This window comes from Hyphobacterium marinum, assembly GCF_036330325.1.
Taxonomy (GTDB): domain Bacteria; phylum Pseudomonadota; class Alphaproteobacteria; order Caulobacterales; family Maricaulaceae; genus Hyphobacterium; species Hyphobacterium marinum.
The window spans coordinates 172244-192453 of sequence record NZ_JAZDRO010000002.1; the positions used below are offsets into that span (position 1 = coordinate 172244).

The 20210-nt window shown below is 63.3% G+C and carries 18 protein-coding genes; 14 read left to right on the plus strand and 4 right to left on the minus strand.

Annotated features, from left to right (window positions below; all coding sequences use genetic code 11):
* Positions 1–3 precede the first annotated feature (3 nt).
* From V0U35_RS05830 to V0U35_RS05885, 12 genes are all read left to right on the plus strand, one after another.
* Positions 4–669, plus strand: a complete 666-nt coding sequence (locus tag V0U35_RS05830) for a flagellar hook assembly protein FlgD (RefSeq protein WP_330195734.1) — start codon at positions 4–6, stop codon at positions 667–669.
* Positions 670–768: 99 nt separating this feature from the next.
* The gene (locus tag V0U35_RS05835; protein ID WP_330195735.1) at positions 769–2157 is read left to right on the plus strand and encodes a flagellar hook-basal body complex protein; all 1389 of its coding nucleotides are present in this window, start codon (positions 769–771) and stop codon (positions 2155–2157) included.
* 185 nt (positions 2158–2342) lie between these two features.
* Complete coding sequence (gene sciP / locus V0U35_RS05840) at positions 2343–2612, plus strand: CtrA inhibitor SciP (RefSeq protein ID WP_330195736.1); 270 nt, start codon at positions 2343–2345, stop codon at positions 2610–2612.
* A gap of 191 nt (positions 2613–2803) precedes the next feature.
* On the plus strand, positions 2804–4444 hold the full coding sequence (fliF, locus tag V0U35_RS05845; RefSeq protein WP_330195737.1) for a flagellar basal-body MS-ring/collar protein FliF: 1641 nt from the start codon (positions 2804–2806) through the stop codon (positions 4442–4444).
* A gap of 2 nt (positions 4445–4446) precedes the next feature.
* Positions 4447–5475 (plus strand): flagellar motor switch protein FliG, encoded by a 1029-nt coding sequence (gene fliG, locus V0U35_RS05850; protein WP_330195738.1) that lies wholly within the window; start codon positions 4447–4449, stop codon positions 5473–5475.
* A 19-nt stretch (positions 5476–5494) separates the two neighbouring features.
* On the plus strand, positions 5495–6187 hold the full coding sequence (locus V0U35_RS05855; RefSeq protein ID WP_330195739.1) for a FliH/SctL family protein: 693 nt from the start codon (positions 5495–5497) through the stop codon (positions 6185–6187).
* Positions 6188–6196: 9 nt separating this feature from the next.
* Positions 6197–6583, plus strand: a complete 387-nt coding sequence (gene fliN, locus V0U35_RS05860; protein ID WP_373696374.1) for a flagellar motor switch protein FliN — start codon at positions 6197–6199, stop codon at positions 6581–6583.
* A 38-nt stretch (positions 6584–6621) separates the two neighbouring features.
* Positions 6622–7983 (plus strand): sigma-54-dependent transcriptional regulator FlbD, encoded by a 1362-nt coding sequence (gene flbD / locus V0U35_RS05865; protein WP_330195741.1) that lies wholly within the window; start codon positions 6622–6624, stop codon positions 7981–7983.
* Between the two features lie 15 nt (positions 7984–7998).
* The gene (flhA, locus tag V0U35_RS05870) at positions 7999–10113 is read left to right on the plus strand and encodes a flagellar biosynthesis protein FlhA (protein ID WP_330195742.1); all 2115 of its coding nucleotides are present in this window, start codon (positions 7999–8001) and stop codon (positions 10111–10113) included.
* A gap of 3 nt (positions 10114–10116) precedes the next feature.
* Positions 10117–11112, plus strand: coding sequence for a flagellar biosynthesis protein FlhF (locus tag V0U35_RS05875; RefSeq protein WP_330195743.1), 996 nt, complete (start codon positions 10117–10119; stop codon positions 11110–11112).
* Complete coding sequence (locus V0U35_RS05880; protein ID WP_330195744.1) at positions 11109–11900, plus strand: nucleotide-binding protein; 792 nt, start codon at positions 11109–11111, stop codon at positions 11898–11900. The genes V0U35_RS05875 and V0U35_RS05880 overlap by 4 nt, the downstream gene beginning before the upstream one ends.
* Positions 11901–11909: 9 nt before the next feature.
* A complete protein-coding gene (locus V0U35_RS05885) occupies positions 11910–12227 on the plus strand; it encodes a hypothetical protein (RefSeq protein WP_330195745.1) in 318 nt (105 codons plus the stop codon).
* 216 nt (positions 12228–12443) lie between these two features.
* On the opposite strand, the gene V0U35_RS05890 is transcribed toward V0U35_RS05885, so the two are convergent.
* Positions 12444–13475 (minus strand): DUF6607 family protein, encoded by a 1032-nt coding sequence (locus tag V0U35_RS05890; protein WP_330195746.1) that lies wholly within the window; start codon positions 13473–13475, stop codon positions 12444–12446.
* A 144-nt stretch (positions 13476–13619) separates the two neighbouring features.
* On the opposite strand from V0U35_RS05890, the gene V0U35_RS05895 reads away from it, so the two are divergent.
* Together V0U35_RS05895 and V0U35_RS05900 are read left to right on the plus strand one after the other, a co-directional pair.
* On the plus strand, positions 13620–15734 hold the full coding sequence (locus tag V0U35_RS05895; protein WP_330195747.1) for a TonB-dependent receptor domain-containing protein: 2115 nt from the start codon (positions 13620–13622) through the stop codon (positions 15732–15734).
* A 76-nt stretch (positions 15735–15810) separates the two neighbouring features.
* Positions 15811–16287 carry a hypothetical protein gene (locus V0U35_RS05900; RefSeq protein ID WP_330195748.1) on the plus strand — a complete coding sequence of 159 codons (477 nt, stop codon included), beginning with the start codon at positions 15811–15813 and terminating at the stop codon, positions 16285–16287.
* A gap of 9 nt (positions 16288–16296) precedes the next feature.
* Here the strand turns inward: V0U35_RS05900 and fliJ are convergent, their stop codons facing one another.
* From fliJ to V0U35_RS05915, 3 genes are all read right to left on the minus strand, one after another.
* Positions 16297–16713, minus strand: coding sequence for a flagellar export protein FliJ (gene fliJ / locus V0U35_RS05905; protein ID WP_330195749.1), 417 nt, complete (start codon positions 16711–16713; stop codon positions 16297–16299).
* Positions 16710–18053 carry a flagellar protein export ATPase FliI gene (gene fliI / locus V0U35_RS05910; RefSeq protein WP_330195750.1) on the minus strand — a complete coding sequence of 448 codons (1344 nt, stop codon included), beginning with the start codon at positions 18051–18053 and terminating at the stop codon, positions 16710–16712. The genes fliJ and fliI overlap by 4 nt, the downstream gene beginning before the upstream one ends.
* 211 nt (positions 18054–18264) lie before the next feature.
* Positions 18265–20016: a hypothetical protein gene (locus V0U35_RS05915; RefSeq protein ID WP_330195751.1), complete on the minus strand. Its 1752-nt coding sequence runs from the start codon at positions 20014–20016 to the stop codon at positions 18265–18267.
* Positions 20017–20210 lie beyond the last annotated feature (194 nt).

Genomic DNA, 20210 nt, shown 5'->3' on the forward strand with positions numbered 1-20210 from the left:
CGCATGTCAGAAGTCGACGCACTCGGCGCGAATTTCGGCCAGCAGACCGCCTCTTCCCGGGCGAGCCTGGCCGACAATTTCGAGATGTTCCTGACCCTGCTCACCGAGCAGATGAAAAACCAGGACCCGCTCAATCCGCTGGATTCGACCGAATTCGTCAACCAGCTCGTCAGCTTTTCCAGTGTCGAGCAGCAGATTTCCGCCAACCAGAATCTTGAATCGCTGCTGCTGGTCCAGTCCGCCGCCGCACAAGGGGCTGCGGTCGGTTTCATCGGCCGAGAAGCGACCATCGCCACGCCGCAGGCCGTGCTCGAGAATGGCGAGGCCAGCTGGTCATATGTCGTTCCCGAAGACGTATCCGACCTCTCCATCGTAGTGAAGGACCAGGGCGGGCGCGTGATCGGCCGCTTTGAGGGTGAGACCACGAGTGGTTCGCACGACTTCAACTGGAATGGCGAGAACGCCAATGGCACGGCCATGGATGATGGCGTCTACGAACTGGAAATCACGGCGACCCGTCCTGACGGGTCGACGGCCAATGTCGATATCTTGTCCACCTCCCGCGTGACCGGCGTTGATCTGTCCGGTTCGGAAGTGGTCGTAGAAATGGGCGCGATCCGCGCGCTCCTGTCGTCGGTTCGCGCCCTGCGCGAAGCGCCGGCTGCGTAACAACCGGGCCCGCAACGGCCCGGAACGGCGTGCACAGAATCTGCACGCGGTGGGGAAATGAAAAGCAGAAGGCTCCTTTGGAACAACCAGGAGCATGACATGAGTATCAATTCCGCTCTCTGGGCCGGTGCATCCGGCCTGCTGGCGAATTCGAGCGCACTGGCCGCGATCTCGGACAATATCGCCAACGTGAATACCGTGGGCTACAAGCGCGCTGCGACGAGCTTCTCGCCGCTGTTTGAATCCCGCAACCAGTCGACCCGCTACGCGGCGGGTGGTGTCGCATCCCAGAACCGCCTGGAAATCTCACGCGGCGGCCTTTTGACACCGGGCTCCTCCGCGACGGATCTCGCCATTTCCGGCGATGGATTCTTCGTTGTGCGCGGCACCTCGACGACCTCCTCGCCGACCGATCCGGTCTTCTTTACCCGGTCCGGGCGCTTCCAGTCAGATGCCGACGGCTATCTCCGCAACGATTCCGGTCTCTTCCTCTACGGATGGCCGGTCCAGGCAGATGGCAGCATCACGGCCAACCCCTCTGATATCAACGCGCTGGAAGCGATCAACCTCTCCTCAATCGGCGGCGCGGCGGAAGCCACGTCCAACGTATTGGTCAATGCCAATTTGCAGGCTAGCCAGACGGTCTCCGCTGACGAGGCGACCTACGCGGCCGGGGTCAGCGGGACCAACATGGCGTCCGGCAACATCACGCCGGACTTCCAGCGCTCGATCCAGATCTATGACAGCCAGGGCGGCGTGCGCACGATGACCCTCTCGCTGTTGAAGAGCTCGACCGCCAACCAGTGGCATGCCGAGCTTCACGCCACGCCGGCAACCGATGTCACGACCGGTGCGGGCCTGGTGGACGGTCAGGTCGCCGTCGGCACGATCGCCTTCGACGTCAATGGCGAGATCGATCTGGCGACGACCAGCTTCCCGACGACGCTGAACTTCCTCAGCTCGAACAATGCCGCGGCTCTTGGTGCGACGCAGGTGCAATGGGCTGCCGCGACCGGTATCGGGGCCCAGACCATTTCGCTGAATATCGGTTCGGCAACCCAGCCGGGCGGCATGACCCAGTATGACAGCCCCTCGGCGTTGATCTCGACCCAGGTCGACGGTGCCGTGTTCGGTGACTTTGCTGGCGTGGACATCGATAGCGACGGCAATGTCTTCGCCAAGCTGTCGAACGGTATCGTCCGGCGGATCTACCAGGTGCCGGTCGCGACCTTCGTCAATCCGAACGGGCTGGCCGCCGAAACCGGCGGGTCTTACTCGGTGACACCGGATTCGGGGTCTTTCACGCTTAACGGTCCGGGCGAAGGCGCATCAGGATCCATCGCCTCGGCGACACTGGAAAATTCCAATGTCGATCTGGCGACGGAATTCACCAGCCTGATCACAACGCAGCGGGCTTATTCGGCGTCGTCGAAGATCATCACGACGGCCGATGAAATGCTGGATGAAGCGATCCGGATGAAGCGGTAACGCTTTTCCCCAACACTGACAGGCTTCGGCCCTTCGCTGTCCTAGCGGGGGGCCGAAACTTTTAAGGGACTGATTAAACAGAAATTTACCTCAGCCTTTAGGCCGCCGTTAAAGCCATTGGGCTAGGGTTCACCCCAACAAAAGAACACACACAAAAACGAATTGGGTGTCTTGGGGTGTTGGATATGCAACCGCGCATTCGCAAGGAAAACTATGTCATCGGTCCGGACGGGAGCCCGCTTACGCTGGCTGATCTTCCCAAACCGGAGACGCATCGCTGGGTGATCCGGCGCAAGGCTGAAGTCGTTGCGGCAGTCCGTGGCGGTCTCCTTTCCCTGGAAGATGCCTGTGAACGCTACCGCCTTACAGTCGAGGAATTCCTCGGCTGGCAGCGCTCCATCGACAAGCACGGCCTCGCCGGCCTGCGCACGACCCGCATACAACAATACCGCTAGACGGCTTCCCTTCCCGCTTCTAGCGCGCCTCGAACCAGGCGGACCGTACCCCCGGCCCGCCTGTTTCTTATGCAGCCGAATTTCACAAATTAAACCCTCGTTTACGCGACAGGTGGGAAAAATCTGCCCAGCGGTCACCCAAGGGGGCGTGACCGCACGAAAAGGCGGGACGCCCGAACGTGAACGGATTGATGGATCAGATACGCGCCATGGGCGTGGTCCGGCTGGTCGGCCTCTTTGGCATGATCATCGGGCTGGTCATGACGCTGGCCTTTTTCGGCTTCAATCTTGGTGGCGGCAGCCAGGCCCTGCTGTATTCCAGCCTGCAGCCAGCTGATGCTGCGGCGGCCAGTGCCCAGCTGGACGAAGCCGGTATCCCCTATGAATTCCGTAATGGCGGCACGGCGATCTATGTCCCGCGCGGCCAGGTTGATGAAGCCCGCGTTCGGGTCGCCAGTGGAGGCGCGCTCGGTTTCGGTTCTGTCGGCTACGAGATTTTCGACGAATCAGACGCGCTTGGTGCGACCAGTTTCGTCCAGAACATGAATGCCAAGCGGGCGCTGGAGGGCGAACTGGCCCGCACCATCCAGTCTCTGGACGTCGTGACCAGCGCGCGGGTGCATCTCGTCCTGCCCGAACGCCGCCTGTTCCAGCGCGACACGCAGACGCCGACCGCCTCTATCGTCATCGGCACGCGCGGCGAGCTGACCTCGGCCCATGCCGGCATTATCCGCAATGTCGTCGCCAGCGCGGTGGACGGCATGTCGCCGTCCGACATCACGCTGGCTGACACCAGCGGCAGGCTGCTCGCCAGCCCGACCGAAGGCGGCGCACTTGGTGCGGCAGCCTTTGACGACCGGCGCTCGTCATTTGAAGAACAGATGCGCCGCCGGGTGCTCGACCTCGTCGAAGGCGTGGTCGGTTCCGGTGCGGTTCGGGTGCAGGTCAGCGCCGAACTCAATCGCGAATCGATGACGCAGAATTCGCAAACCCTCGACCCTGAAAGCCGTGTTGTGCTGTCTCGGCAGGCAGAGGAGTCAACCGAATCCGACCAGGAGCGCGACAATCCCAACCGGGTGTCAGCCTCTGAAAATCTGCCCGGTGAGGATCAGGCTGGCGGCGATGAGGCCGTGTCGTCCCGCAGCGCCAACCGGACCAATGAAACCACGAACTATGAGTATAGCCGGACGACCGCCACGCGCGTGATCGAGGCGGGCGGGGTCGAACGCCTGTCCGTCGCAGTCGCGGTCGACGGCGTTCTGACCACGGGCGAAGACGGTACCGTGCAGTGGCAGGCGCGCAGCGCCGAGGAAATGACCGCCATCGCTGCGCTGGTGCGCCGGGCCATCGGTTATGACGAGACCCGCGGCGATACGGTCGAGGTGTCCAACGTCCAGTTCGCCCGTGCCGACCCCAATCTCGGTACGTCCGCGCCGTCGGGCTTCTCGTTCGGCAAGGATGACATCATGCGGGTGGCCGAGATCGCGGTCATGTTCATCACCGCCATTCTCATCATTTTCATGGTGGCCCGCCCGCTCGCGAAGGGCGCGGGGGGCGGTGCTCCGGCCCTCGCGGCCGTGGGAGCGGGTGCCGGGGCGGCCAGTGCACAGTCCGGTGCCAATGCGGTCGCCGGCCCCGAACAGCAAGAAGCCATCCCACAGTCTTCCGACCGGCCGCGTGTCTCCATTCCCGCCCCGCACGATGACGGGATCGACATTTCGCAGATCGACGGACGGGTAAAGGCGTCCTCGGTCAAGAAAGTTGCCGGCATCGTCGATCAGCACCCGGAGGAAAGCATGTCGATCCTCCGCTCCTGGATGCATGAGGCCTGACGATGGCGCGCGAGATCAAACGCTCGATCGAGGATCCCAACAAGCTCGCTGGCCCGGAAAAGGCCGCGGTGATCCTGCTCGCGCTCGGCGAAGAGCAGCACAAGCTCTGGGAGATGATGGACGAGGAGGAAATCCGCGAGGTTTCCCAAGCCATGTCCAACCTGGGGAATATTTCCTCGTCCGCAGTAGAAAAACTGATCGTCGACTTCGTCAGCCAGATGTCGTCGGGCGGTTCCCTGATGGGCTCTTTTGAAGCCACCCAGCGCCTGCTCAATACCTTCCTGCCCGACAACAAGGTCGACGGCATCATGGAAGAGCTGCGCGGTCCGGCCGGACGGACGATGTGGGACAAGCTGGGGAATGTGAACGAGGTCGTCCTCGCCAACTATCTCAAGAACGAATACCCGCAGACCGTCGCCGTCGTCCTGTCCAAGGTGAAGGGCGAGCATGCCGCACGCGTGCTCGGCTCGCTGCCCGAGGACTTCGCGCTTGAAGTCGTCATGCGGATGTTGCGCATGGAACCTGTCCAGCGGGAAATCCTCGACAAGATCGAGGAGACGCTGCGCACCGAATTCATGTCGAACCTGGCGCGCACGTCCAAGCGCGACAGCCACGAGATGATGGCCGACATCTTCAACAATTTCGACCGCCAGACCGAGAACCGCTTCCTGGCGGCCCTCGAAGAGCGCAACCGGGATTCAGCCGAGAAGATCCGCGCGTTGATGTTCGTGTTCGAGGACCTCTCCAAGCTCGATCCGGGCGGCATCCAGACGCTGCTGCGCGCCGTCGACAAGGACCAGTTGGGCCTGGCGCTGAAAGGGTCTTCGGATTCGCTACGCGACCTCTTCTTCTCGAACATGTCCGAACGGGCCGCGAAAATCCTCAAAGAGGACATGGCCGCCATGGGTCCGGTGCGCCTGCGTGATGTCGACCAGGCTCAGCAGGCCATGGTTGCCGCCGCCAAGGACCTGGCCGCCAAGGGCGAAATCCTGATCGCCGACGCGGGCGGCGACGACGAGCTGATCTACTAGGGGAGCGCGAAAGACTGTCATGGCCGATCCGGCGCAAAAATTTTCCTTCGACACGGTCTTCTCGGCCGAAGGCGAAGTGCTGCGCGACGGCAAGGGCGTGAAACGCATCCTGACGCTGGACGAGGCCGAAGCGATGAAGCGCGAAGGCTTCGAAGAAGGCCAGGCGAGCGAGACCGCCCGCGCCGCACAGGCCGAGGCCGAGGCGCTGCGCGCCATTGCCGCGCAGATGCAGCTGATCATGGCGCGCCTCCATGGCGAGTCCGAGACGCTGAAAGGCGATGCGGCGGCGCTGGCCATGGCGGCAGCGCGCAAGATCGCCGGTGAAGCCATCGAGCATTATGGCACCGACACGGTTACCGCCCTCGCTGGCGAGGTGATGAAGGATTTGCGGTCCGAGCCACGCCTGTCGGTCGTCTGCGCTCCGGCGCTCGCTGCGGGCCTGTCGGTGAAACTGGAAGAGACCGCGACGAAGCTGGGCTTTGAAGGCGCGACGATGGTGCGCGGTGAAGAGGGTATGACCGGTGCCGATTGCCGCCTGGAATGGACGCAAGGCGCGGTCGGCCGTTCGGAAAGCGAAATCGAGGCGCGGATCGAGGATCTCGTGACGCGCTGGCTGCGTGTCGGTGCCGAAGACGCGGATGACGCCGCGCCGGAGCCGGATATTGATGACGATACGGGCGTATTGCCCGGCGACAACGCGAATGTCGCGTGATGGAGACGCATGATGTCTGAAGACAGTGATCTCGACCTGCCGCAATTCGACGGCAACGAGCCCGACGCCGACGCGGCCCCGGTGCCGGCGACCAAGCCGCCCGCTGGCGGCAGCGTTGCGACACTGGCCGACGAGGACGAGAAGACCGCCGGCGACCTGACGCCGGTCTTTGATGTCCCGGTCAATGTCTCGGCCGTACTCGGCAAGACCCATATCGACATCAATTCGCTGTTGAAGCTGAAGTCCGGCTCGGTCGTCGAACTCGACCGCAAGGTTGGCGAAGCCATTGATATCTATGTGAACAATCGCTTGGTCGCGCGGGGCGAAGTCGTCGTTGTCGACGAGCGCCTGGGCGTGACCATGACCGAAATCATCAAGGACGGAGACAGCCAATGACCGTCCGCCACGACCTGCCGTCAGAGGAGAAATAAGCCATGCGAGTGCTGATCGTCGGAAGCCTCGGCGGGCAACTCCACGCCGCCACCAAGATCGCGATGGACCGCGGGGCGAAAGTCGCCCAGGTCGACACGATTTCCCAGGCCACCAACCACCTTCGCGCCGGGCGCGGGGCGGATTTGATGATGGTCGATGCGGCCCTCGACATCGCCGCGCTGATCGCGTCGAACGAGGCGGAACGGATCACGGTGCCGATCGTCGCCTGCGGTGTGAACATCACGCCGGACATGGCCGCCGCCGCCATCCGGGCCGGGGCGAAGGAATTCATCCCGCTACCGCCCGACGCGGAACTGATTGCCGCCGTGCTGCAGGCCGTCGCCGACGACGAACGGCCGATGATTGCCCGCGATCCGTCGATGACCAATGTCATCGAATTGGCCGACAAGATCGCCCCGTCGGAAGCCTCGGTCCTGATCACGGGTGAGTCCGGGTCCGGTAAAGAAGTCATGGCGCGTTACGTCCATTCCAAGTCAAAGCGCGCGGCAAAACCCTTCATCTCGGTCAACTGCGCCGCGATTCCGGAAAACCTCCTGGAATCCGAGCTTTTCGGTCACGAGAAGGGCGCGTTCACCGGGGCCGTCGCGCGCCGGATCGGCAAGTTCGAGGAAGCCGATGGCGGCACGCTGCTGCTCGACGAAATTTCCGAAATGGATGCCCGTCTCCAGGCCAAGCTGCTGCGAGCCCTGCAGGAACGCGAGATCGACCGCGTCGGTGGCTCGCAGCCGGTGAAGGTCAATATCCGCGTCATCGCCACGTCCAACCGCGATCTGCGGAAGGCCGTCGCCGAAGGCAGCTTCCGTGAAGACCTCCTCTTCCGCCTCAACGTCGTCAATCTGGCGCTGCCGCCCCTGCGCGAGCGCCCGGCAGACGTTGTGGCGCTGGCCGAGCATTTTGCCCGCAAATACGCGGCGGCGAATGGTGTCGGCAACCGCCCGATCTCTGAAGCCGGACGCACCGCCCTCCTCGCCCGCTCTTGGCCGGGCAATGTGCGTGAACTGGAAAACGCCATGCACCGCGCGGTGCTGCTCGCTTCGGGCGACTCCATTGGTCCGGAAGCCATCCGCATGCCGGACGGCTCGCTGTTCGGCGCAGCGCCGGCAAGCGGTGTCGCCCAACGGGCAGCCGAAACGGCGGAAGGCGTTCAGCGCATGGTCGGCAAGACGGTGGCGGAGGTCGAACAGGGTCTGATCCTCGACACGCTCGACCATTGTCTCGGCAACCGGACGCATGCCGCGAACATCCTCGGCATCTCGATCCGGACCCTGCGCAACAAGCTGAAACTCTATACCGAGCAGGGCGTCTCCATCCCGGCTCCGGGCGAAACACGCGGCGCAGCCTGATAAGGATTCAACGGCTTGGCTGACACTCCAGCCCCCAATGCCGCCACTGGCGGCACAGGATTTGATGCACGCGGTCTCTTAAACCGGGTGATGCGCGGCGATGTCGCGCTCGCCGTCGGGATTCTCGCGATCCTTGTCATGCTGATCCTGCCGATGCCGCGCATCCTGCTCGACATGGCACTGGCCATCTCGATCTCGATTTCCGTCCTCGTGCTGATGACGGCACTCTTCATCAAGAAGCCGTTGGAGTTTTCCGCCTTCCCGTCAGTCCTTCTGATCACGACGCTATTACGATTGGGGCTCAACATCGCCTCGACGCGCCTGATCCTGTCGAACGGCGCAGAAGGTACTGACGCGGCCGGCGACATCATCGCGGCCTTCGGGGCCTTCGTGATGCAGGGCAATGTCGTCATCGGCATCATCGTCTTCATCATCCTGGTGATCGTGAATTTCGTGGTCATCACAAAGGGTTCGGGCCGGATCGCGGAAGTCGCGGCGCGCTTCACCCTCGATGCCATGCCCGGCAAGCAGATGGCGATTGATGCCGATCTCTCCTCCGGTCTCATCACCGAGGACGAGGCCCGCCAGCGCCGCAAGGACCTTGAAGGCGAGTCCAACTTCTTCGGCGCGATGGACGGTGCGTCGAAATTCGTTCGCGGCGATGCCGTCGCCGGTATCCTCATCACCGCGATCAACCTCATCGCCGGGATGATCATCGGCGTGGCGCAGTCCGGTATGGATTTCTCCACCGCCGCCAACACCTACTCGACCCTGACCATCGGCGACGGCCTCGTCTCGCAAATCCCGGCCCTGATCGTCTCAGTCGCCGCCGGTCTGCTCGTCTCCAAGGCCGGCGTGGAAGGCCAGGCCGACAAGGCCCTCGTCACACAGCTCGCCGGCAGCCCGCAGGTGCTCGGCATGGTGTCGGGCTGCGCCCTGATCATCGGTCTCCTGCCCGGAATGCCGCTTATTCCCTTCGCGTTCATGGCCGCCGGAGCGGGCGGGCTTGCCTGGGCCGCCAACAAGCGAAGTGTGGTCGAGGAAGAGGAAGCCGCCCGCGCCGCCGAAAACGAGGCTGCGGCCTCCGAACCCGCCGAAGCGCCCATCGGTGAGACGCTGGCCATGGACGAGCTGAAGATCGAACTCGGCTACGCGCTTCTGCCGCTGATCAATGATGTCGAAGGCCGCCGCCTGACCGACCAGATCCGCGCCCTGCGCCGAACCATGGCGCAGGAGACCGGTTTCGTGACGCCGTCTGTCCGTATCGTCGACAATATGCGTCTCGGCTCGAACGACTATGTGCTGCGCGTCAAAGAGATGGAGGCCGGCAAGGGCGAAGTGCGACTGAAGCACCTCCTCGTCATGGACCCGCAGGGTACGCAGATCGACCTGCCGGGCGATCATGTGAAGGAACCGGCCTTCGGCCTGCCCGCCACCTGGATCGAGGAGAACCTGCGCGAGGAAGCCGTCTTCCGTGGCTATACTGTCGTCGATCCCGCCGCCGTCCTTGTCACGCACCTGACCGAGGTGTTGCGCGAGCACATGGCCGACCTCCTCTCCTATGCCGAGGTCGAAAAACTGATCGACGGGCTGTCGAAGGAACATCGCAAGCTGGTCGACGACATCGCGCCGTCTCAGATCACCCGCGCCGGTATCCAGCGCGTGTTGCAGTCACTGCTGCGCGAGCGCGTCTCGATCCGCGACCTGCCGACAATCCTGGAAGGTATCGCCGAGGCCAGCGCGCACAGCCAGAATCTCGACGCCATCACTGAGCATGTGCGCGGCCGCCTCGCCCGCCAGATCTGCCACGCCAACAAGTCGCCGGCCGGTGACATGCCGGTCCTCGCCCTGTCCCCGCACTGGGAGCAGGCCTTCGCCGAAGCGATGATTGGCGACGGCGAGCGGCGCACACTGGCCCTGGCCCCGTCGAAACTGCATGAATTCGTCGCCGCTGTGCGGGATGCCTTTGAACGCGCGGCGCAAGAGGGGCAAAGCCCGGTCATGCTGACCAGCCCGGCGATCCGTCCCTATGTCCGTTCGCTGGTGGAGCGCTTCCGCCCCTCCACGACCGTGATGAGCCAGAACGAAATCCACCCGACCGCGCGGCTGAAAACGATGGGGCACATCTAGGTCATGCGTCTGCGCACCTATAACGCTCCCAACCTGACCGAGGCGATGGCGCTGGTGCGTCGTGATCTCGGGTCGGACGCTGTCATTGTCTCGACCGGCGATGCGCGCGGCGGCGGGGTAGAAGTGCGCGCGGCGGCCGAAGGGCCGCGTCAGGGCGATGTCCGCGAAGCGCCGCGTCTGAAATCGGCCCAGCGCCCCGTTGCTTCGGGCGAACCTGCCGAAGCCAGCGAACGGATCCTGGCCGCACTCGGCTTTCACCGCGCACCCGAACATGCCGCCGAGGCGCTGGCACGCGCCGCCGGTGCCTATGACGATGCCATGGCCCCCGCCGCGCTCGCGCAGGCGCTGGAGGCCCGTTACGGCTTCCGGCCCATTGAACCGGTTCCCGCCCTGCCCCTGCTCTTCGCCGGAGCGCCGGGTGCGGGCAAGACGTCTGCGCTGGCCAAGATCGCTGCGCGCGCCGTTGCCGAAGGCGGACAGCCGTTGCTCGTTTGCGCCGATCCGGAACGTGCCGGTGCGGAAGCCCGCCTGCGCACGCTCGCCAGTAAGCTGCAACTGCCTTGCGAGGCGGTCGATGATCCGCGCGATCTCGAACGCCTTGTCACGGCGAGCGAGACCGGTTCCATCCTGATCGACGCGCCGGCGAGCAATCCGTTCGATCTCGAAGACCTCGACATGGTCACCGCCTTCGCCGCTGCGGCGGAAGCCGAAATTCTCCCTGTCATCGAGGCGGGAATCGCGCCTGAAGACGCCGACGACGTGGCGGCCATGTTTGGCGCAATCGGCGCGCGCCGGGTGATCCTGACCAAGCTTGACACCTCGCGCCGCCAGGGCGCGATCATCGGTGTCGGGGAAGCCGGGCTCGCCTACGCCCAGATCTCGGCAAGCCCGTATATCGGTTCGGCGCTTGCCCCGGCGACGCCGCTGCGGATTTCCCGCGCGCTGCTCGACGAACGCGAACTGCCCGAAGACCTGTCGGTCATGGAGGATGAAGCATGAGCCTGTCTCCCTTCGCTCCTGCGGGCCGCATCCTGGCCGTCGCCTCCGGCAAGGGCGGGGTCGGCAAGACCGTCCTCTCCGCCGGGCTCGCCCATGCTTTCTCGATGGCGGGCGAGCGCGCCCTCCTGGTCGATGGAGATCTGGGGATGGCGAATGTTGATGTTCAGCTGGGTCTCAACCCGGACGCCGACCTCGCCGCGGTTCTTTCCGGTGAGGTGCTGCTGGAAGACGCCGCAGTGCCCGTCCTCGGCGGCGCGTTCGAGAAGGGCGGGTTTCATGTCATTTCCGGGCGTTCGGGATCGGGCAATCTCGCCAATCTGAAGCGCGATGCGGTCAACAAACTTGCGACGGGGCTGGCCGCCCTCGCCCTCTCCTATGACCGGGCCATTCTCGATCTTGCCGCCGGGGCCGACCATTCGACCATCCGCCTGGCGCTTGCCGCCGACGATGTGATCATCGTCATCAATGACGAGCCCACCTCGCTGACCGACGCCTATGCCTTCGTGAAGACGCTGCGCCGGCGCGATGACGGGGCCTCGCCGGTCGTGGTGGTCAACAATGCGCCGTCGGACGAGGCCGCGCGCAACGCCTATGCCGCCTTCCGCAAGACCTGCGAGAGTTTCCTCAGCTTCGCGCCACCGCTGGCCGGGATCATCCGGCGCGACAAACGCGTGCCGGAATCAATCCGGGCCCAGCAACTCCCATCCGCGCTTTTCCCGGACTCCATCGTGGCAACCGATCTCGTCAGCCTCGCGTCTGGCCTCGCCCAGACGAAAAAAGCGGCGTAGGGTCGGGCCATGGAGGCGCTCTTCGACAGGCTGACCGCGAGCTTCACCGGGTTCGACTGGTGGATGATCATCCTGTGGGCGATTGTCGGCGCGTTGATGATGCGCCGTATCACCCAGCTACCGGTCGTGGTGGGCCTCGCCTTCATCGCCGATACGATCTCGCCCTTCTTCTGGCGCGTCGCGACCGGAACGCCGCCCGATTTCGCTTTCGATCTGATGCTCGCCCGCCTGGATTCCAGCGGGTTGGCGGTCCTCGCCCGCATCTTCATCTACTTCCTCGCCATCGGACTTTTGTTCGCGGCGAAGGTGAGATGGGGACGGCGCTAGCATCGCCGCGTCTCATTCCTGATAAATCGGCTGTCATCCCGGCCATGCGGCGAAGCGGCATGAGCCGGGATCTTGAACGAAAGGCGCACCCGGTTTCGGATCCCGGCTCTGCCCCCGAGACAAGTCCGGGGTTGGCCGGGATGACAAAATGAGAGCTAGAATTAAGGCCCCTGGACCAAGTCCAGGGGCCGATTTTTGGCTGATTGGTACGTGCCGTTACCGGGCCGCGGTCTGGTAGGTATCCGCATCGACCGGCGCGCCATTCACCGTCACCTGCGACGCGAACAGATCTTCGGTTTCTTCCCAGGCAGCTTCGGTGTCACTGGTACCGAAGGCAATGCGCATCGAGGCATTGAGCATCGGGCCATAGAGCAGCGTGCCATCGGCATCATCCTCGACATGGAATTCGTCAGCGGTCGCTTCAAGCATGTCCCACCAGGACCGGACCTGCGTCCAGTAGTCGGCGGTGGCCGCCCAATACTCGTCCGCTGCGCTGTCATGCGCGAGGTCGGTGCGGGCATAGGTGTTCACACCGACTTCACGGACCAGCGGACGCTCGCCATTCCCGTCGATGATGATCTTGGTGTTGTCCTGCTCATGCACCCAGCCCCAGGGCGTGATGACATGGCGGTTGACCGCGGCGATCGCCTGATAATCTGACCGAGTCGTGTCATCACGGCGCGGCAGGGGGCGGCGGGAAACCGGCGGTTCCCAGGTCGAGATACCATTGTCATGGACCCAGCGACCGACCGCGCCATAGCGGGGGCTGTCATCAACCTGATAGACACTTTGCGACCACGCTCCTGCAGCGTCGGCCGCGGCGACATCACGCATCGCCCAGTCGTCATTGCCCAGGAAATCCATCACGCGGGCCGGCTCGTATTGCCAGTCCTGACGCCAGTGCTTGATCACCATCGGCTCGTCTTCATCGCCGACGAGCAGGAAATGCTGGAGCGAAATGAAATCACCCCGGTCCTCGATCACGCGGACGACTTCGTACGCCCCGGAAACTTTCGGGTCCGCCAGCTCGTATCCTTCCTGCAGCGCGAACATCTCACGGAAGTCGAAGACGACATCGTATTCCCCGGTCATCGCGAGAATCGCCTCGCGGTCGCGCTGGAATTCAGCTTCGGTATGGACCGGCTGCGCGGCCGGTACCGCACCTGCCATATCGCCCGAATTGCTCGTCGTTGCGCATGCTGCCGTCAGCGATGCCAGGGCCACCAGGCCCAAAAATACCGGTTTCATAGAAGTCTCCTGCCCAAGCCCGCCTGCTGCGGTTTCAAAATTCCTGCGTATGATTCTCACTTGCATTAGCGAAATGCAAGTGGCAAGGAGCGTATAGGGCGATTGAGAAGCATTCGCAATATCGAAACCAAGAGGGGCGGCAGGATGACGCAACGCAATGTATGGGTATGGGCCGCGAGCACATTGGTGCTGGCACAATTGGCAACGGGCCTGGCTTATGGCCAGGACGCTGACACCGAACTAGAGGAAGCGGAACGCGACGTCGTCATTGTCAGCGCGACGCGTACAGAAATCCCGGCCTTCGACTATCCGGGCATGGCCAGTGTCATCGACGCGGAAACCATCGAACTGACTGATCCCTCGACGCTCGACGAGCTGCTCCGGGAAGTGCCCGGCGTCGAGGTCTCTGGCGGACCGCGCCGCACCGGTCAGACCATCACGCTGCGCGGTCAGTCGCGCGAGAACGTGACCATCCTGCTTGATGGTGCGCGGCAGAATTTCAATTCCGCGCATGACGGCGTCGCCTTCGTTGACCCGGCTCTGATCGTCGGCGTCGACGTGGTTCGCGGCCCGGCATCAGCCCTTTACGGCTCGGGTGCGTCGGGCGGTGTCATCGCCCTGCGGACGGCCAATGCCGACGATCTCCTGTCCGACGACGCTTCGGGTGGCCTGCGCGCCACGCTCGGCGGACGCAGTGTTGACGGCGAAATCCGTGCCGGCCTGACCGTGTTCGGGCGTTCCGGTGCCCTGCAGGGCCTGGCGCACCTGTCATCCCGCGAGTCTGGCGATATCCGCCTTGGGTCCGGCAATGACCTGCCGGCTGATGACTCCTCGCTCTCCGGCCTGTTCAAGGTCGGTGCCGAGCTGTCGCCCGGCGTCACCGGCGAAGTGTCGTGGCAGACCATTCGCGCCGATGCGACCGAGCCGAACAATGGCCAGGGTAATGCTGGCGTTGGTGGCCTCAACCCGCTGGTGAACAAGGACATCACCAGCGACACGGTTCAGCTTCGGGCCCAGATTGCGCCGGCGAGCTCGCGTTGGCTTGATCTCGATATCACTCTCTTCAACACGCAATCGGGCGTCGAAGAGACCGAGACTGTCGGCGGCCGCATCGTCGACCGCCAGCTCGACAGCTGGGGCGTGCGGGCCGATCAGCGCTTTGAGTTTGCGCTCGGCGCGATGGATGCCGGCCTAACCGTCGGCGGTGAGATGTATGAAGACGAGCAGACCGGCTTTGACAGCGCGGCCGCGGGCGGTGTGCGCGGCGGTGTACCCAATGCGTCCACCAGCTTCCAGGGCGTATTCGCCCAGCTGGAGCTCACCGGAGCCGCTCCTTTCGGCCTGCCGGGCGAGTTCGTGCTTCTGCCGGGGGTCCGTTTCGACAATTACGAAAGCGAGACGACCGGTATCGCGTCGAACGAGGATTCCCAGACGTCCGGCCGTTTTGGCGTCAGCTATGCGCCGAACGACACTTTCCTGCTCTTCACCAACTGGGCGCAGGCTTTCCGCGCTCCCTCAGTCAACGAGATCTATCTGGACGGCACGCACTTCTCGCTGCCGCACCCGATCCTGGGTGCCCCGGTCTTTATTACCAACGAATTCATCGCCAATCCGAACCTTCGCCCGGAGAACACCGAGACGATCGAAGCCGGCTTTGGTCTGAATTTCCGGGACATGGCCCGTGATGGCGACAGGCTGGAAATCAAGGCCTCGGTTTTCGAGACCCAGGCCGAAGATCTGATCAACCTCTTCGTCAACTTCGCCTTTGATCCGACCTGTTTCGCACCGCCGACCTTCCTGCCTTGTTCGGCCGGAACCACGAACAGCGCGAACGTCGCCGACGCCACGCTGCAAGGATTTGAAATCCTGGCCGATTACCGGTCCGGCCCCTTCTCTTTGTCGGCTTCGCTGTCGGAAACCGATGGCTCGGATGACGCGACGGGTGCGCCGGTCGGTGCCCTGACGCCGCTGCGCCTCTTCGTGGACGCACGGTGGCGGATGGACGCCCAACGCCTGACGCTGGGTGCTCGTGGTGAATTCGCCGGAGAGTTCGACAAGACTGCCACACCGGCCCAGGAGCGTGACGGCTATACGGTCGTCGATCTCTATGCCAGCTGGCGTCCGATCGCGGATCGCGGCCTGACCCTGAATGCCGCTGTCAATAATATCTTCGACGAGGACTATGAACGCGTCTTCGCTGGCGTCAGCGAAGCCGGCCGTGGCGTCCGGGCCGACATTACCTGGTCCACCGAGTGGTAATGCAGTTCTGATGCATCCGGAAACGGGGCATGAGGCATCCTGACGGTCTCGATCAAGACCACAACAGGATTGCTTCATGCCCCTTTTCATGTCTGCTGTTGCCAGTGCCCTGGCACTCTCGACCCCCGCGTCGATCACGATTGATCCCCTGCCCTTCGGTCAGGATGTCGAGCCGAGCGCCGGCTTTATCGCCGAGCATTGCACCGCGTCCGAGGTCCGTGAGCTGGACCCGGCGACCATGCCGCTGGCCACGACCAGCTATCGCCAGGTCGACTGTGAGGGCTTTGACTATTTTGGTGGGGAACGCCGTGCGGAATTCGTCTACGCCGACGGGGCGCTGACCCATGTCTGGGTTCTGGTCGAGGCGGACGAACTCGATGCCCTTCAACGCGAATTCGAGACGGCCTACGGTTCACCCGATCACGACACGGCGGACTTCGCGGCGTTTAACGCCCGCAATACCGCGATCCGCCGCGACGTCCCCGAAGCGCTCTACTACAGCGACGCTGCCGCACCGCTGTTCCAGCAGTGGTTTGCGTCTACGGCGCAGTAATTCCGGACGTCAGTGCGCGGTCAGCGCCCGCTGTTGGGCGATCTCGTCGAGCTCGGCCTGTTCAGACGCGCGCAGCGCGTCCTCGACACGGGCGAGCCGGCGTTCTTCCAGGATCTCGTATTTCTTCAATTCCTGGAACGCCGTTTCGAGCCGGCCACGAATGCCTTCGGCCTGGGCGTCGACTTCGTCGAGTGACAGGCGGATATTTTCCTTCCGCTTGATCACCGCCTGAGCGTAGGACCCATAAGCCAGGAAGCCGTCCTTCGACTTCGTGGCCTCGGCCTGCTCTTCGGGAACCGAGGCTTCGAGGCGCTCGATCTGCCGGTTCAGGGCGGACCGGGCACGGTCGATTTCGGCCAGCTGTTTCTGCAATTCTTCAACCTTGAACCGGGCCAGCCGGATCAGAGGCGCGTGGGAACGCGTCATGACAAGTCTCCATCACCACCCAAAATCTCCCGCAGGGCCGCGAAACTGCCGGAGATGTCCGACGCCTCGTCTTTTCCCTGCGCGAGGAAAGCCTCCAACGGTTCGTTGAGGGCTATGGCCCGGTCTGTCGCCGGGTTCGATCCGCTGGCGTAGGCCCCCAGACGGATCAATTCTTCCATATCGGCATAAGCCGAGAGCGACTGGCGCGCTTCGCGCACGATCGCTTCTTCATCATTGTCATAGACTTCCGGCGCGGTCCGGCTGATGGATCGCAGCACGTCAATCGCCGGAAAGCGTCCGCGCTCGGCAATGGCGCGGCTCATCACCACGTGACCGTCGAGAATCCCGCGCACGGCGTCGGCAATCGGCTCGTTGTGATCATCCCCGTCGACGAGGACGGTGAAGAGACCAGTAATCGTGCCCTGTTTGCCGCCATCGGTGCGGGCGGGTCCCGGACCGGCGCGTTCCAGCAGGCGCGGCAGCTCGGCAAAGACGGACGGCGTATAGCCGCGCGTGGTCGGCGGTTCACCGGCGGCGAGGCCAATCTCGCGCTGGGCGAGCGCCACGCGCGTGACGGAGTCCATCAGGCAAAGCACGTCCTTGCCCTGGTCGCGGAAATATTCGGCGACGGTCAGCGTCAGCTGAGCCGCCTGACGGCGTGCCAGGGCCGGTGCATCGGAGGTCTCGGTAATGACGACGGAACGGCGGCGGCCTTCCTCGCCCAGGACATCCTCGACGAATTCGCGTGCTTCACGGCCCCGCTCACCCACCAGGCCGATGACGATGACGTCAGCATCGGAGCCGCGCGCCAGCATCGACATCAGCACTGATTTGCCGACGCCGGAGCCGGCAAAGACGCCGAGACGCTGGCCGCGGCGCATCGGCGCAAAGACATTGAGCGCCCGGACCCCGAGATCGAGGCGTGTCCCGAGGCGGGCGCGGCCATGGGCGCAGGGCGGCTGGCCCTTGATCGGATAGGCAATCCGGCCCTCAGGCAGAGGGCCTTGCCCGTCGCGCGGTTCGCAGAAGGCGTCGATGACCCGGCCGAGCCAGGCTTCGCTGGGGCGCGCGGTCGCCATCGCCGTGTCGAGACGCGCCTCCGCGCCGGGGCGTACACCTTCCAGCGGGCCGAACGGCATCATCAGGGCGGAGCGCCCCTTGAAGCCGACAATTTCGCAGGAGGCCATACCGGTTGCGGTTGCAACACTCGCGCGGGCACCGAGCGCGAAGCCGTCGCTGGGGCCTTCGGCCTCGAGCAAAAGCCCGTTGACCGCCGTCACGCGTCCTGACAGGACACGGGGGTCAAGCTCTTCCACACGACTGATCAGGCCCTTGAGCATGAATTCGAGCGCTCCGTAGTCCGGTCAAATTCTTCGACCGGTTGAACGCTGGTTTTACGCGAACGCGGTTAGGGTCCGGTAAACGGCAGTGCGAAACGACGGATCACGGGCAACGGTCAGAAGAATCGGCACCCGCAGGATCGAGGCCTGTTTTGGCCCTCAAGTCTTTCCACGCCGGCGACCTGGATCGGCAACACGCCCGTCCCCTGTACTAGCGGACACACTGGCCCTCGGCATCGTCGAAGGCGACGCCGCTGCGGGTCAGGATGCTGACACTCGCATTCCGCGTGGACGCGGTTTGCTCGTTTTCCTGAACGCCTGTCAGCATGAGCGTTGCGCAATCTATAACCGATGCCCCGCTTTCGGGGTCAGAATACCGTGACGGCACCAGAATTCCGATTGCGTCGCCATCAGCAATAGCCTGGCTGCTGTCGGGATTGCCGGGAGACGGCCCACCCGGGCGACCGCCAGAAAAAATAATCAAAGCGCCCATGATGGCGTCGGCGACATTGGTAGCCGGGTCACCGTACAGCTTTGTCAGCTCACCCATTTCCGCTTCCGATGTACCTTCGCGCCAGGCAATTTCCTCTTCAAGCTCGAGCCCGTTGATCGACGGATCGATATCGTAAATTTCAGCCAAAGCCTCGGGCGTAAACAGTCTGGGTTGACGCGGTTGGGCCGGGGCGCCGGCACACCTCAAACGTCCCTTTACTTCAAAATCGTTGGAAAAACCCGGATTGGCATTCCAGCTGATGACCAGGCTGCCATCCGCGCGGGTCTGAACGTTCACGTTCGCAACATCGTCATCCGTCTGAGCCGACCCTGGCCCCATACCGAAGACAGTCATTTGGGTGTCACCCGAATTGCCATCCGGCAATGCCAGCCGAAACGGCGTCAGGTCTTCGAACCGTGAATCGAACTGGTTTTGCGATTGGCGGAAATACCCGAGACCGGACAGATTTCCGTCCGGGTTGATCCGCTCGTCGAAAACAATGATCCCGTCCTCGCGGCTGAAAGATCCGCCTGCATCGGCAACCTGATCGTAGTTGCATTGCTGGACCGGCGTGGGGCCGGTCCCGGTCTGCCGTTCAACATCCATCGCTACGCCTGACCGGCCGAATAGCGTGATCAGCGGGGTATAGAAGTCGACTTCGTCGTCGGTAGCCCCGACATCCATGCGCAATTCATCAGGATAGAAGGGGACACCAAGCTCGACCGGTACACGGGCGCGAACGGCAAATGTGCGGATTTCATTTTCGCGCCAGAGCGCGATCTGGGCAAAACGGGCTTCGACTGCATTGCAGACCCCATCGGCATCTGTTTCGCAAATCGTCGGCGCAATGCCGTCATTCAGAGTGGAAAAACCGCTAAGGCCTGGCAGAATCCGGACATTCGTGGCGTCTTCTCCGATATTGACCGCCGCCACAGTCATCAAGGCAGCGTGCGGACCGGTCTCGCCAACCCTCGCTACCCCGTCCTGCGACAGCGTATCCGTTATCATGATGATGTCCGGCGGATTGCCGGGCGCGATCATGACATTGAAATCATTGACGAGCGGAATACGCGGGAGGTCCAGCGGCACATTATCCGGATCGGTGCAGAAAAGCGGGATAATGATCTCTCCGGCATAGGCGCGATTTGTACTCAATGAGACAACAAAATCCTGGTCCGCCCCGGCAGGGATTGCCACCGGCTGGTTGAAACTCGCGCCGGTATCGGTGCCGTCAAACGTATAAAAGCGCGCCTGGCCCGAGACACCGCCAGGCCGAACGAACAAACCGCCAAAGCGGGGCTGGCAAGTCATCTCGACATCGGACCCATTCGCAATTGTCGCGAAGAAAGTCAGATCTTCGTTCGGTGCCCCCGTGCGGACATTGGGAAGGATCGACCAGTTGACGGCACTTTGCGCGTTTGCGGCGCAGGCCGTTAACACTGCCACGAGAATTCCGAGGCCAATCCGCATGAAACCATCCTCCTGAATTCCAGCAATCTTAGCGCGCAAACGCCAATTTGCGAGTCAGGGCAGGCCAATCGGAACGAATCCGCAAAAAACCGGACTCATTGATTCCTGAAAGGAGTCAATCGGCGGTTAACTTTCATTAACGGTTTTCCCCTTACCTTCAATCAAGGTTAACCATGGGACGGCACGGCGGATCA